The organism is Ralstonia sp. 25C, from assembly GCF_051904805.1.
Lineage (GTDB): Bacteria > Pseudomonadota > Gammaproteobacteria > Burkholderiales > Burkholderiaceae > Ralstonia.
On the sequence record NZ_CP196737.1, the window covers coordinates 1,806,008 to 1,818,852 of the forward strand.

Below are 12,845 nucleotides of genomic sequence, written 5' to 3' on the forward strand. Positions count from 1 at the left end.
CGCCATTTTGAATGGAGATTCAGCGTGAAGCCTAGATCAAGCAGGTGTCGGGCGAGTTGAAGTTGATGGCTTTCTCCCAACCAGGGGCCGGGATGCCGACTCCAAGCACGCCTTCGCGCATGGTAGTAGCACTGACGATCCAAGCCGGCCACCTTCCACCGCGTCCTAGCCTTGTGCGCACTCGGGGCACTAATTCACATCTACACCCAACCGGCTAACACAAAGCAAAGAACGATGCCTCGTTCCTTGCTCGTCTGTCGTTCAAGCGAAGCTACACTTGATCAAGTGTAGGCTCTGCAACGAAGACCCATGCGAGATCCAGGGCTGCGGCAATTTTCTTTGGGACCGCAAATGCAAAAACGCGTGTGTCCTCGCTGATCACGCTCCGCGTCATATGCGGCCTCCCAGTAGTCGTAAGCCATTTTGTCAGCTTGAACTGCTGCCCGTCCACACGCCGGCGGGTGGCAGGGAAAAGATCGTGCCGCGGGACTCGTCCGAGCGGCCTGCGCTCTCTCACCTAGTGGAGCCGATAAATGCACCGAGCTTGTCGAGATCGTGCGACCAGAAAAGGGAGAGGCCACGCACCTGCGCCTGCTCGAGGTTCTTCACCTTAAAAACGCCGGCCAGCACAGCAGCCGGCACGACCTGCGCTGTGCCGAACTGCTTGATCCAGTATTCGGCCTTGACGGCAGCGTCGTTATTCAAACGCTTAACGCTGTTGGTCGCGCTGTTCGACACCTTGCACTCGATTGCCATGAGGCGCGTGTCGTGCAGACGCACGACGACATCGGCCTTGCGCTCGCCGAGCTGGCACTCGGCACAGAACTGCATGGCCTGCGGCCCTTTGACGATCGTATTGATAGCCACAGCAGGAACCTCAGTGAAGCCGAGACCACGAAGGTAGTCCTTCACCATCGTCTCTTGGGTGTCCTTGCCCTCGTTGCGCCGCTCGGTCGCGATGCGCTGCGCTGCCAAGAGCACGGACGACGCCAGCAAGGCCGCCTCACGCTGCTGGGTGGTCGGTGCGATGCCACCGTCCAGCCAGGGGAAGCGGTGAGGGTCGATCACGCGCTCAATAACCCCGAATACCTTGCGCAGCGCCTCCGGGTCTTTCGTCAGGATGCCGGGAGCGATCGAATCGACGTCGGCGATGACTTGTAGATCGTCATCAGAGATCGGCGGACCAGCCAAGTAACGCAGCGCTTCACCAAGGCCCAGGCCATAGGCCTCGGCGAGGTTGTCACCGGTGATCGCTCCAGGGTTTAGGTCGCTCAGCTTCTCGAAAAGCAGTTCGAACTTTTTCCGCGCCTGCTTATAGTGGGTTTCCCAGGAGTCAGTGACAGCCAAACGCTCAGCCCGGAACTGCCCGGCAGAAGTTGCAGCATCTTCCGCGAGCTCGGCAGCGGTCCAACGAGGTGGTGCGCTTATCATGCGAGGAGTATTTCCAGACTCGGGATACGCAGGCGCTCGATCTCCTTGGGCTCAAACTTGGTCAAGCCACCGGCATAAGTCCTGCCGCTCCCCGTGTTTATGTTTGTATTGAGCCACGTCACTAGGCGGGCCATCACATTATCAGCCAGCGGCTGGCGCGGATAGAGGCCGTGGGCGATGTTGATATGTCGCGCATCGCATGCGTTGAGCGTGAACTGAGGCGGCCGGCGGGCCATATAAGTGCACAGAATCGGGGCTGGAGCTTTTAGGCCCACAGACCACCAGGCTTTGCGATGCTGTGCGATATAGCTCTGATCTGCGCCGTTGAGCTTCGCCCAGGACAGGAAGGCGCTGATACGTCGGCGCTCTGCCTTGCTGAAATCGTCCAGTTCAGCCGGCAAATCGATGACACGGCGTAGAACGTCAGCTGAGCGCAGATGCGCACCAGCCTCGATCAAATCTTTGGCCTTGGTCACAGCTGGCAGCTTAACGCGATCGGGCAGGTCCTTCGCATGCTCGCCAGCTATCCAAATGCCGTTTGCGCCGGTGACTTGGCCACGATGCACGCGGAACAGTTCGCCGAGCTCGATATCGCCAGCTGTGTGTAGCTCGGACACCTCGGACGGACGGACGATGATCGACCAGCGTGGTGCGGCATGCAGTCGCTCGCGCGGGATGTCGGTTCCCTTGGTTAGGCCGTTAAGTTGCTTCAACTCGTCAACGGCGCGCACGCGCATCGGTTCAGCTGTCTCACCGACGCGGAAGCACGTGATCGCAGCCGTTGTCGCCGTGCCAGGGAAAGCTTCGATGGTCGGCTCAAGCACGTGCAGAGCAATCCCGCCTAGCTCATCGAGCAGGAGGCGGCGCAGCGCAGCACCATAGTTCACATCCATCCACTCGGCGGAGGTGATGAATGCGCCCACATCACCCGCCCTGGCTAGCAAGCGCGTTTGCAAGAAGAAGTGCAGGTGCAGACCCGCCAAAGCACTGGCCTTGATGCCGAGGGCAGCGAAGGTGGAGGCATACCAGGCTTTCCAGTCCTCGGCGATATCGTGATGCCGCACATAGGGCGGATTTCCGATGAAGGCTGTCATGCCAGCGCAGCGCGGCAGCTTTACCTCGCGATAGTCCTTCACCAGCACCGTCGCCCGGTCAGTCCAGCCGCGAGCACTCAGGTTTGCGCGCAGCATCAGTGCTGCCAGGGGATCCACTTCCACAGCGACGAGTTGCGCTTTGGGGAAGGCCTCGCCTGCGGCCAAGATGAAGCGCCCCGAACCAGCACCCGGATCGACGATGCGAGCGGGAGTGCCTTGAGTGGCTAACCAAGCCATCATCGAGCGAACGATTGGCGCGGGCGTGTAAACAGCCCCAACTGCACGGCGCTCGACGGAAGAACGAACAGCAGCAAACGCATTGCCCAGTGGATCGCTTCCGGCGCGAATGTCGTCGCGAATAGCGTCCACAAAGGCTGGCTCAATGACTAGCCGAGACACTTTCCTTCGCAGTGCCTTTTCGCCAGAAGAAAGCGCAGCCGAGGTCCCGACCAGTGCCGCGGCGACGGCGATCAGGTCGCTTTCCGTTTGTATGCGCTTCATGACTGAGCGCGCTGCTTATGACTTTCCCACAACTCAGCGAAGAGGACTTTCAGTGTAACGCCCCGCTTAGTTGCTTCTATCTTGACCTCCTGAGCAAGCGCCGGAGTCATGCGAATACCGACAATCTGTGTCTTGCCATCGTTCTTGGTGCGTTTCTGGACGGGTTTTGCTGGCATCATGCTTCCCTCGATCATCGTCGACTAGTCGACAGTATAGCTGATGCAATCGACAGCTCGGGATCATTTGCCTCTTACAAGGTTCGAGCCGACTCGCAACCACCCACCGGCGACCTTCTCTCCAAAGATTGCCAAATGAAGGCGCCCAACAGACCAGCCAAAGCTTCTGGAAGAAGGTCGGTTTTACGCTTTTGGCACCGGCTCGAAGTCCCACGCCTTAGCGCGCGCAGCCATGTCGATCAGCATTTGCTCGGCCGTTGGAAGTGAGGCTCTAGCTACCAACCGCCCCCCGGCGAAACCAAAGCCTTGTACTGCCAATTCATCCACGAAACCCTGCGGCAGCCAGTTGGCTGCTTCGGTGTCAGGCGGACCCACGGTGATCAACAGCCCCTGCTCGTCGCGCTCCACCCGGACCGACAAGCGGCCATGCCTACCCGCGAACAATCCGGAGACGAAGGGCTCCACCTCATCGGACGAGACGCTGACGTAATAGATGAGATCACCCGTCTTCACCGCAGCCAACAAGCGGCGATAGAGCACATAGGTGAGTAGCTCGGCGTGCTCGCCGCTCATCCGAGTCTTGCGCAGTAGGTACACGCGGCCCGCCACTCCCCGGCGCATGTTGCGCCGTCCACAATAGGCAATCGCCTCTGGGTGCTGCACAAGCAAGGCGCGCCAGGGTTCTTCCGGGGTTTGAACCTGCACGAGCTCGGCGAGCGACGCCTCCACACCCCGGCTCACGTCTATGTCGTCGAGCACTGCCTGCACCAGCTTGCGCTTGGCCCAGGCCTCATCGCCCTGGCCAGCGCGCAGTAAGCGCTTCCAGCTCTCGTCACGCTCGGCGTTGTGCAAGAAGCTATGGTTGCGGCCCACGTGCAATAGGTAGTCCCCATGCACGAGCAGCGCGCGCTCCCACAGGTATTGCGGGAGCGCGCGTAACCCATCGTCCGCGAAAACGGCGAAGGCTTTGTCCCGATAGCTGGTGAACTGAACGAGGCGATCGACCTCCTGATCTGGGGACCAGGTGAAGCCAGTTAGTTCATTCCAGTCCTCAAGCACGCCAGAGAAATCTAGTAGGAATTCGATTTGCCCTGCAAAGTAACCGTGCCGCTCGGCAGATTCGATGGTGCCCCGCCAGTCCTCGTCGCGGAGCATTAGGGATGCCTTAATACGTTCTTCTCGCACCTGCTGCCCGTAAAAGCCCCTCACCAATTTTCCGGTAGGAGCGGCCAAATACGACAAGATTTCTGTCGCGTGCTCCAATAGTTCGTCTACCGACTGCGAGCTGCGGGTGAAGTCGTCCAGACGATCGTAGGGCGTATTCGAACTGAGATTGACCACCACCCTCATCCACTCTCCGAACGCCGGAGCGCCGCCGTGGGGATGGCTGGTGAGGAATCCGCAGTAGGCTCTGAACTGCACCAATTCCGCATAGCTAAGTCGCGGAGCATCCTTGAGCAACCGCTCGATAAACGCCTGTTCATCAAAGGCGCAGCCCTTGGGCAGTAAGGGCCGAATGCCGGCTTCGTGGCCAGACCATGCGTCCAGCAACGCCACAAAAGTGCGCGCGAACGGCTCGTCTAGGCACCCAGCCTGCTGATAGCGGACGAATGAGAATGCCTGCTGGCCATCGCGCAGCGCGTACATCAAGGCATCGTGCGACCTCTCATCTGGGCGGCGAGTTACCATCACAACAGCACGCACAAGGTTCATAAACCTATCGTCGAACAGCGCTGTCTGTCGGTCGCGGTAGTGCCACAACACGTCGGCCCACGCGGTATCAATCCGGTGGCTGATGTACTCGCTTGCGCCCACCTGTCGGTCGTGCATCTCGAAACGAGCGTCCGGCACCACTGAGTCGACGTGATGTTCCAGACGGGCCTTGAAGGTTTCAAAGCTGGTCAACGGCTTGCCGCGTGCGTTCATCTTGATGTAAAGATCGTCCGACAGGCCAAAGTCTTGCAGGTCAAGCAACTGAAATGTAATTGCGGGCCGATCTCGGCTCGTCAGCCGCTCATAGAGGCCCTTGGCATCGGCAAAGCGCGCGTCGATCTCGTCCAGCATTGTCAGCGCCGATTGGATAGTCGGGTCCATCGTCCAGGACCGGAAGAACCACGGCTGATCGGCGATATCGGCAGAGAGCTTCGTGTTCCGCCTCTGCTCCGGCTGCCAATCCAATAGTGCATCGAAGAACTCGCGACTGCTGGGACGTACCGCGTAGGTGAATCTCGCACCGCGCGCTGGCGACTCCCTCCGCATGAAATCGGGCACATACCCGTCTTTCGCGGCGAGATACCAGTGCAGCAGCAGCAGTGTCGTCAACCGCTGTTGCCCATCCAGCGGCGCGAATGAACCTCTGCTGTCGAGGCTTCCGTAGACGAAGTCCAAATCTAGAGGCAACGAGTGATCGTCCTCCGGCTTGTCCAGTGCATCCCGCAAAGCTTGCAAGAAGGCCGCGCGCACTTCGGCCTCGGCAGCTCGACCTTGGGCATAGTCCCGCTGCAGAATGGGAATGCACACCTCGGGATGGCGCTCAAATAGCGCCGCGAAACTTAGTCTTTCCCCGACGCTCATACCGTCTCCTTGTCAACGGTAAAAAATCTCGAAAGAGTGGAGGCTATCTTCGTGCGGTAGCTATCCGAGTCACGCGGCGACCAGAACAACATGTTGGCGATGTCCTCGCTGTAGCATTTGAGAAAGACGTTGCGAGTGCATAGCGGCACGAAGGTGCCCGCCTCGTCCAACTTCAGGATCCACCGGCGCTTGACCGGGAATATGGCGTTCTTATAAGCGCGGTTCGTACCTTTGTCCAACAGCGCCAGGTTGCCGATCCCGTTATCCACATCGGGGTCGTTGGCTTCGCCCACCCGCCGCAGGATGTCGTCATATAGCGCGTCGAATTCCTGCCCGTGGCTACCCTCCTCGGCCAACTGGGCATGGATGCGAATGCTAAGGTCCTGGTCCTCGGGACGGTGTGCGAAGTAGCCAGCGACGTTGTTCAGCCAGAGCCGCTGAGCATCAGCCTTGCCCGGTCGATCCGAGGCGACCGCTTTCACATGCTCAATGTCCCACGCCTCCTTCTTGAACGCATCGAACGGGAACCGAAGGTTGGAACGCGGGTTAGCCAGCAAGGTTGCAACGTTGAACAACAGCAGGATGGCCCTAATCCGGCGCGAATCGCGTCCGTACTCCAAGTCTGCCAAATGTTCTTCGATGGACTTGCGCACAGCATCCGAGTCGGCCCAGTCGCAGGCGAGGCCAACCTTGCGCGCAATCCGCTCGCGCAATCTGGCCCGGAAGGCTCCCTTCGCTGCGCCCTGCGCCAAGATTTGGAGCCCCTGGATATCCTCCCCCTCCTGGACCAGGAATCCGACCAAGTGGTAGAGAACGCGGTCGTTGAACCACTCCTCTAGGGACATGAACGACTGCTTCACCCGCAGCCACTCTTCATCCGCTGGTCGCTTCTCCTCCAGCAGCCTACGGTGGAAGAAATGGAAGGTGCTGTAGGGGTCCCCCGGCTCGGTCTGCCAGCCTTCCCTTCGGGCGTGGAGGTCGAAAAGGTACTCGATCCTGTTCTGCGGTGTCCCAGTGCCGCTATGCATGAAGTACCAGAACTGATCCGACTGAAGCACCTTTTCAATGGTGTCCCATTCCTGCGCAATGCGCAGTTGTTCCTGAGAGACGGTGGACGCCGCGAAATTGCCGGAGCGCAGAAAAAGGGCGCGCACCAGTTCCGAGTTTGTCAGCGGGATTTTGCCCACGTTGAGCCGGGTGAACGCCGGGATCGCGGCCTGCGCCTCCTGCAGTTCGTACCAGATGACCTTCACGTTCTTCCCTGCCTTGTCGTCGTTGACCAGGGCCTGTAGGACCTTCATTCGGTGGCTGCCATGTCGGCCCTGGAACCAGGATTCAATGGCGGCATAGGCGTTACAGATATGGAAGTAATCGATATTCTTGTCGGCCTGGGCAGAGTCGATCCGCTGAAGAAAAGCCTCGCTGTCCTTGCGCGTTTCATAGATGAGCCGAAACTGATCCTGATCCAGAGCCTGCATAAGGTCATTCAGGAAGGTCAGCACAAGGTGAATGGTGGTTAGGCGTTGCTGGCCGTCCACCAATTCCCAGTCGCCCGACTCGGCGTGCCGTTTCACCACAATGGGTTGCAAGCAGTAGAAGGCGCTCTTACCGGCATCCGCCAAGGCTTGGAATTCCCATATGTCGTCCAGAAGCTCAGTTACCTGACGCTTGGTCCAACGGTAACCTCGCTGGTAGGCAGGTATAAAAAATCTTTCACCCAGCAGGTCGCTAATGGGCCTAAGGGATAGTTGCGCCGCCATCGTTTTTCCTTCCTCATCAGTCGCGTCCACGAGCGACCGCCTACTGTATTAGGGATGCTGTTCAAAACACTGCAACATCGACTGTCAACCGTTATCTTGCGGAGGCCCGTGGTCTGCAAGGGCGTGTGTGTGAAAAGTACAATGCCCCCTCGATGTTCATCAAGGGGTAGGTGTGCAAACGCGGCATACTTAGTTGTTTGTCGCGCTGCGCATCCGGCGCACGCGCGAAGAAGCAAGAGTAGTCTCCACGATGTCGCAGGAGCGTATGCAGCCGTCGCGCCTGTTGTGCGGGCACGCCCCAATAATCCCAGACTGACTCGGGGGGCCGTCGATCAGCGTGTGGCGCAAGCCAACATCCGCGAGACGATCTGCGTCCGCGGCTACACCAAGACCGTACGTCAACCGCTGCAATTCACGCATGACCTAAAAGTGCGGCAGGTCCGGCTGTACAGCTACGCTGACAAGCGACTACGGGACTACGAGGAAGACCATCTTGTTGCACTGGAGATTGGTGGCTCACCAGATAGTGCGAGGAATTTCTAGCCGCAGCCTAGGCACGTGATCGGTAACTGGGGCAGTCTTGCCAAGGACAAGCTGGAGGACCGCTTGCACACGCTTGTGTGCCACCGCAAGATTTCCTTGGCGCGGGCCCAGTGGGAGATGACGCGCAATTGGATCACGGCATACAAACGCTACGTCGGCCCCAAGGCACCAATTGGTCGCTAACCGGTCAGCGCGCGTGTTGGGCAACACAGTGCCCACACATCCACTCGCCATCGTCGTAGATGCCGCCAGTCATATCGCCTCGGTTGCCGCACCAGCCGCATTGAGCCATGATTCCTCGGTCACGCGCTAAGCTGATGGAACGCGGGCGCGCCCGATGAAATCCAGGTTGATTGGACGGGAGTTGGCTCGGATCAGGCTGGCTCGCAAAGCAACCACAGTTCGTGCACCACTGGCCGCCGTGGTGTTCGATGGTGCTAGCCCTGTGGCATCGCCGACAAACCACGGCAGCAATCGATGGTGTGCCAACGGGCTCGCACACCAAGTCTTCAAGGCGCTCCAAACGGAGACACTTCAATCCGCTCTTGTTGAGGTGCGCGAGCAAGGGATCGAAGCCTTTGTCCCTAGAGAGAACAAAGCATTCGGTGTCGGGCGCCGTTTCAATCGTTCGCCCGAGTTGAAAGGCGATGTGGAAATCCAGGGCATTTTTGCCATTGCCTTCGATCTTCTGGAAGTCCACCCGCTGAAACCTGTGGGCGGTCGCCGGCTTGCTTGCGGCCTTCGGTGGGTTTTGTTTGGCGCCCACGAAGATGATGGCGCGGAAGCTCTCATCCAAAAGCGAGAGGTCAATCTTGTGGACGTTCTCGTAGTCCACTAGCAAGAGCTTCTTGGTCATGTGAGGGAGTGGAGAAACTGTCCAATAGAGTTATGCAATGTCGCGCTGGCGTTCGGCTCCGGGAAGATCGCCATGTATCTCACTGGTGCACGGATTTGAGATGACTATCGGTCGCTGTGGCGGCCTCGTGGCAGGGCGCTTTGCCTGCCGGCACCGCTGCAGTGTTGTCTCCCAGCTCAACGGCCCAGTAATTCCCGCTGGCACGCCATCACAAGACCGCGCCACCCTGGCGCATCTGGATCCACGTCGTACTTTGCGCGCACCATGCGCTTCGCTTCGGCCTCGACCGAAGCCAGCTCGGCCTGAGTCGGGCCTGGTTGCCGCTGGGGTGCGACATTGGTTTGCGTTGCCCGCTGTCGTTGCCACGTGACTTGTTGCCGCTGCTGGGGTGCTCGTTCTTGCAAGCGCGCCCGTTCAATCGCCTGTTGTCGCTCGGCATCGAATTGGGCAATCAGCCGCTCGGTGTTCTGCACGAGCATCAGCCGCTCTTCCGTGGTGAGAAGACGCCCAACGCCACTGCCGTAGTTCGGCGCCGCGCTCCGCCCGAGGTCGCCGAAGAGTCGAACCAAAGCAGTCTGAGCCGTAAACGCCCAACTTACCATCGTGGCGCACCACATGGATGCGCTTGTAGACAGCGTGACCACAGCCGGGGGCTTGACACGTTACGCGGTCATCTCGGTCTACTTCGACAATGGCCAGCAATTCGGTCGCCATTCAAGCCCCCCATCCAATCTGTCCGCCCCGCTGAATGTCAACAAATGTAATTGCTTCACGCGCTGGCCTGTGACCGCCCATACAGGGCAGGACAGGCCTACTTTCGGTTCGCAGCAGTGACATATTTGCCCCCTCTACGTCAATCTCTGCATGCTACTCTCAACGAACTTCAACAACGGAGGTGTTGTCGTGGCGGACTATCTGGAGAGAGCTTATTGGGGGCCGAATGCGGATTCGCGTCTTGGGCCGATGCAGACCGACTATGATGCGCCTCCGGAATCAAATACGACGTCTGAGGATCACGTTCCGATTCAAGGTGCCGACGTCAGTCCTGGCATGGCTGCGCTGGTCGGCGGCTTGGCCTGCCTTCTCACAGTCGGCTGTGTCTGGGCAACGACGAAGCTTTGGGGGCGATTTCGAGACGATTGACGCTGCCCGGCGCACATGAAAAGAAGTGAGTCGGATGGAATCCGAATCTGCTGTTCCACTGGCGTAAGCCACACCAGGACGGTGCCTGTCCGCAGTGGGCAGAGGTGAGGAAGTGGCTCCGCCTTCTGAGTCGGTCTGCTGCTGCCGGGCAACATGCAGAGCGGGCCCGGCGTCCGCACTGTTGGGGGAAGGCTGGAATACGGATGAACGCAGCCCTCGGCGGAGTAAAGGCGCCGTGAGGTCACGGATCGCGTGAGCCTGTGGTCTAGGAACAGACCGCTATCAGGTTGAGCAAGCCCCGATCATTTCACGTATTTGACCGTCACGGTGCTAGCCAGCTTGTTCTTGCCGATTTCGAAATCGGGGTTGAGGGTCGCCAGATTGTGCGCAGCGATACCAACGGCCGAAGCCACGCCGACAACGCTAGCAACGCCCGAGAACAACGAACCTGCCATAGCCGTGGCCCGGTACTCGGTATAGACCCGGCACCGCCGCCCCAACTTCTCGATCCGTCCCTCGATCTTCGAGACGACAGCGCTGATATCACCGACTGCGACGACCTGGAACGAGTGGTTGCCCAAGATCAGCCAGTCCAGCTTCTCCGAGTCAAGTTCATCGGCAGTGAATTTCTGAATATCGATCGACATAAGGAACAAAAAAAGAATCTAGTGAAAAAAGCGGGCCGCGCCACCCGGCGCGACCCTCGTGATGTACGGTGCCCCGTGCCCGCCACCGAGCGGTTAGAACTCAGTCCTGCAAGCAAAGTCACGCGACTTGCTGCTCGGTAGCGTTTTCGCAGCCCCAGCCAGCGGAAACGTGACAATCTTTCCGTCCACAGTTTTCGCCTGAAGGCTCTTTGCTTTGCGCAGTGCGTCCCACGCATAGAGGAAGTTGTTGGCGCCGACGCGAGAGTCGGTTGCATAGGGCGTGCTGATCTCGTTGCCATCGATGATCAGGCTGAACTCCCGCTTCGCGTAGCTGCCGTATTCCTTGCCGGCTACGGTCAAACTCATGGATACCGGCCGGTCTTCGCTGCAAGCGATGTAGAGCGCGTTATGTTTGGTATCGACTACGGTGTATTCAGCGGTGCCTTGACCCCAACCACTGGTCCATCGGCCCACTTCACCAAAGGCGTGAGCGGTCGAGGCAAGGGTTGTGGCGCAAGCGGCTGCGATGGCAATGCGTGCGATGACTTTCATGGTCTTGGAGAGCTTGATGAGTGTTGGGGCTGGCCGCCGGCATGACCGGCTGCAGTTGTGCAAACTGGGCTGTGAGCGGTTAAAGCTAGAACAGAATGTTGAGAACGAACACGGCGATCCACGTCCAGAAATAGGCTGGGCTTTGCTTGAGCGAACGGGCGCGTTTCCACAGGTAGACCGGTACGATGAACACGAGCTTCCCAAACGCGGAGGTATCGATACCAGCGGCCTTTAGTCGGCGCTCATCCAGCAGGCAGAGACCAACATTCAGCACGACGGTCACCCACCAATACTTCCCGGAAGCCAAGGCGTTCTGTGCCAGCCATTCGTTGTGATAGTTCAAGAAATACGCGAGCACGCCTTGCAGGAAGCTGCCAAGGAATGGCGCGGCCGCAATGAACCAAACAACCAGGTTGCTGATGTGTGTGGCGGGCAAGATCGGAGGTACGTCTGCTGCGGTGAGGTGTGTCGCAAGCTCTGTCTGCGCCACCGGCGTCCAGGTTGCCAAGCCTTGCCTCCAGACAAGCGTCTCGCCGGTGACGGCGCGCTGCTGAATTAGTGTGGCGATTTCCGCATCCGGTATTCCGCCGAGGCGTTGACCGTTCTTTTCGTAGTACCAATCGTTCATCTTGGTTCCCTTTTTATTGTTGAACAGGACCCGCCGTGCGATTGCGCGGGTAGTGGTCTGCATTTCCCCTTGCTGCGTATCACGGGCGCCGTGCGAATACTCGCAGCGCCAAACACACCCGTCCCCCGCTTCCATCGAATATAACGTCTCACATCTCAAAAGGTTGATATTCAACCTTGAAAACCCTTCATTCTGCTCGGGCGATACCCAACCATCGAGGTAGAAAGGAGGGCGCATGGCGGTAGCCGACATGGACCGACTTGCGGAAATGGTGGGACGGGCAATCGCGAGAAACCGAGTCGCGAGCAGCCTTACCCAGGAGCAAGTCGCAGAACGATTGGGTATCGGTAATGAAGCGGTTTCGCGGATGGAGCGAGGCGTGGTCATGCCAACCGTGGCCCGCTTGGCGGAACTGGCTGACATCTTCCAGTGCGATTTGCCGGATTTGCTCACCGAAGTGAGCAATCGCTCCAGCGATCAGGCTAGCTACCTGACCCGGTTGCTGTCCAAACTCAGCAACAACGATCGGTCCATGGTGATCGATATCGTCGAGCGTCTGGCTGGGCGTTTGGCGCGCCGCTGATTTTCCGCAGGCACTCAATAATCATCCGGCAGCAGAACCGTGGTGGCAGATCGGTCTGCCTCAGTGATGATCCAGACCTTGCCGCCTGTCGGGATTGGATAGCTGGACAGGATGCGCAGCCCCAAAAGCACCGCCAGTTCATTCTGCAGGCGGTCGTCTTCAGACAACTCACCCCAATCACCGTGGACGTGTCGGGCCAACAACAGTACTTCCGGTAGGTGGGCGGCTTCGAGCGCCGCGAGAGCGGCTGGGGTGACCAGGGTGACGCCGAGTTCGAAACGCGGCTTGGTGTAATCGATATCGGGTTGTTGCATGGTGGGTTTCCTGAAATGGGGACGTGCGCCGACCTCCGAAGAA

Annotated in this window: 12 protein-coding genes; 1 reads left to right on the forward strand and 11 read right to left on the reverse strand. The window is 59.1% G+C overall.

All coding sequences use genetic code 11. The annotated features are described in order from the left end of the window. Nucleotides 1–513: 513 nt before the first annotated feature. The 10 genes from ACS7SF_RS08385 to ACS7SF_RS08430 all read right to left on the reverse strand — a co-directional run bounded on the left by ACS7SF_RS08385 (nucleotide 514) and on the right by ACS7SF_RS08430 (nucleotide 12,142). Nucleotides 514–1,431 (reverse strand): XamI family restriction endonuclease, encoded by a 918-nt coding sequence (locus tag ACS7SF_RS08385; RefSeq protein ID WP_439892501.1) that lies wholly within the window; start codon nucleotides 1,429–1,431, stop codon nucleotides 514–516. After that, nucleotides 1,428–3,026, reverse strand: coding sequence for an Eco57I restriction-modification methylase domain-containing protein (locus ACS7SF_RS08390; RefSeq protein WP_439892502.1), 1,599 nt, complete (start codon nucleotides 3,024–3,026; stop codon nucleotides 1,428–1,430). Before ACS7SF_RS08390 ends, ACS7SF_RS08385 begins: the two co-directional genes overlap by 4 nt. Continuing rightward, a complete protein-coding gene (locus ACS7SF_RS08395; protein ID WP_439892503.1) occupies nucleotides 3,023–3,205 on the reverse strand; it encodes a hypothetical protein in 183 nt (60 codons plus the stop codon). The genes ACS7SF_RS08390 and ACS7SF_RS08395 overlap by 4 nt, the downstream gene beginning before the upstream one ends. 180 nt (nucleotides 3,206–3,385) lie before the next feature. Beyond that, on the reverse strand, nucleotides 3,386–5,776 hold the full coding sequence (locus ACS7SF_RS08400) for a GmrSD restriction endonuclease domain-containing protein (protein WP_439892504.1): 2,391 nt from the start codon (nucleotides 5,774–5,776) through the stop codon (nucleotides 3,386–3,388). Then, nucleotides 5,773–7,566 carry a DUF262 domain-containing protein gene (locus ACS7SF_RS08405; protein ID WP_439892505.1) on the reverse strand — a complete coding sequence of 598 codons (1,794 nt, stop codon included), beginning with the start codon at nucleotides 7,564–7,566 and terminating at the stop codon, nucleotides 5,773–5,775. The genes ACS7SF_RS08400 and ACS7SF_RS08405 overlap by 4 nt, the downstream gene beginning before the upstream one ends. Before the next feature lie 700 nt (nucleotides 7,567–8,266). Then, entirely contained in the window at nucleotides 8,267–8,935 is a 669-nt protein-coding gene (locus tag ACS7SF_RS08410; RefSeq protein WP_439892506.1) for a PIN domain-containing protein, read from the reverse strand. A 176-nt stretch (nucleotides 8,936–9,111) separates the two neighbouring features. After that, complete coding sequence (locus tag ACS7SF_RS08415; protein ID WP_439892507.1) at nucleotides 9,112–9,504, reverse strand: hypothetical protein; 393 nt, start codon at nucleotides 9,502–9,504, stop codon at nucleotides 9,112–9,114. Between the two features lie 876 nt (nucleotides 9,505–10,380). Further along, on the reverse strand, nucleotides 10,381–10,725 hold the full coding sequence (locus tag ACS7SF_RS08420) for a hypothetical protein (protein ID WP_439892508.1): 345 nt from the start codon (nucleotides 10,723–10,725) through the stop codon (nucleotides 10,381–10,383). A 93-nt stretch (nucleotides 10,726–10,818) separates the two neighbouring features. Next, complete coding sequence (locus tag ACS7SF_RS08425; RefSeq protein ID WP_439892509.1) at nucleotides 10,819–11,277, reverse strand: hypothetical protein; 459 nt, start codon at nucleotides 11,275–11,277, stop codon at nucleotides 10,819–10,821. Nucleotides 11,278–11,362: 85 nt separating this feature from the next. Continuing rightward, nucleotides 11,363–12,142, reverse strand: coding sequence for a DUF4339 domain-containing protein (locus tag ACS7SF_RS08430; protein ID WP_439892510.1), 780 nt, complete (start codon nucleotides 12,140–12,142; stop codon nucleotides 11,363–11,365). On the opposite strand from ACS7SF_RS08430, the gene ACS7SF_RS08435 reads away from it, so the two are divergent. Beyond that, nucleotides 12,141–12,488 carry a helix-turn-helix domain-containing protein gene (locus ACS7SF_RS08435; protein WP_439892511.1) on the forward strand — a complete coding sequence of 116 codons (348 nt, stop codon included), beginning with the start codon at nucleotides 12,141–12,143 and terminating at the stop codon, nucleotides 12,486–12,488. The two genes, ACS7SF_RS08430 and ACS7SF_RS08435, sit on opposite strands and share 2 nt — an antisense overlap. Nucleotides 12,489–12,502: 14 nt before the next feature. Here the strand turns inward: ACS7SF_RS08435 and ACS7SF_RS08440 are convergent, their stop codons facing one another. Then, nucleotides 12,503–12,802, reverse strand: a complete 300-nt coding sequence (locus tag ACS7SF_RS08440; protein ID WP_439892512.1) for a hypothetical protein — start codon at nucleotides 12,800–12,802, stop codon at nucleotides 12,503–12,505. Nucleotides 12,803–12,845: the final 43 nt, after the last annotated feature.

What these genes read in the sequence shown, in the direction of transcription:
- ACS7SF_RS08385 (WP_439892501.1), bottom strand. Translation starts at nt 1,431, where the DNA reads ATGATAAGCGCACCACCTCGTTGGACCGCTGCCGAGCTCGCGGAAGAT.
- ACS7SF_RS08390 (WP_439892502.1), bottom strand. Translation starts at nt 3,026, where the DNA reads ATGAAGCGCATACAAACGGAAAGCGACCTGATCGCCGTCGCCGCGGCA.
- ACS7SF_RS08395 (WP_439892503.1), bottom strand. Translation starts at nt 3,205, where the DNA reads ATGATGCCAGCAAAACCCGTCCAGAAACGCACCAAGAACGATGGCAAG.
- ACS7SF_RS08400 (WP_439892504.1), bottom strand. Translation starts at nt 5,776, where the DNA reads ATGAGCGTCGGGGAAAGACTAAGTTTCGCGGCGCTATTTGAGCGCCAT.
- ACS7SF_RS08410 (WP_439892506.1), bottom strand. Translation starts at nt 8,935, where the DNA reads ATGACCAAGAAGCTCTTGCTAGTGGACTACGAGAACGTCCACAAGATT.
- ACS7SF_RS08420 (WP_439892508.1), bottom strand. Translation starts at nt 10,725, where the DNA reads ATGTCGATCGATATTCAGAAATTCACTGCCGATGAACTTGACTCGGAG.
- ACS7SF_RS08425 (WP_439892509.1), bottom strand. Translation starts at nt 11,277, where the DNA reads ATGAAAGTCATCGCACGCATTGCCATCGCAGCCGCTTGCGCCACAACC.
- ACS7SF_RS08435 (WP_439892511.1), top strand. Translation starts at nt 12,141, where the DNA reads ATGGCGGTAGCCGACATGGACCGACTTGCGGAAATGGTGGGACGGGCA.
- ACS7SF_RS08430 (WP_439892510.1), bottom strand. Translation starts at nt 12,142, where the DNA reads ATGCGCCCTCCTTTCTACCTCGATGGTTGGGTATCGCCCGAGCAGAAT.
- ACS7SF_RS08440 (WP_439892512.1), bottom strand. Translation starts at nt 12,802, where the DNA reads ATGCAACAACCCGATATCGATTACACCAAGCCGCGTTTCGAACTCGGC.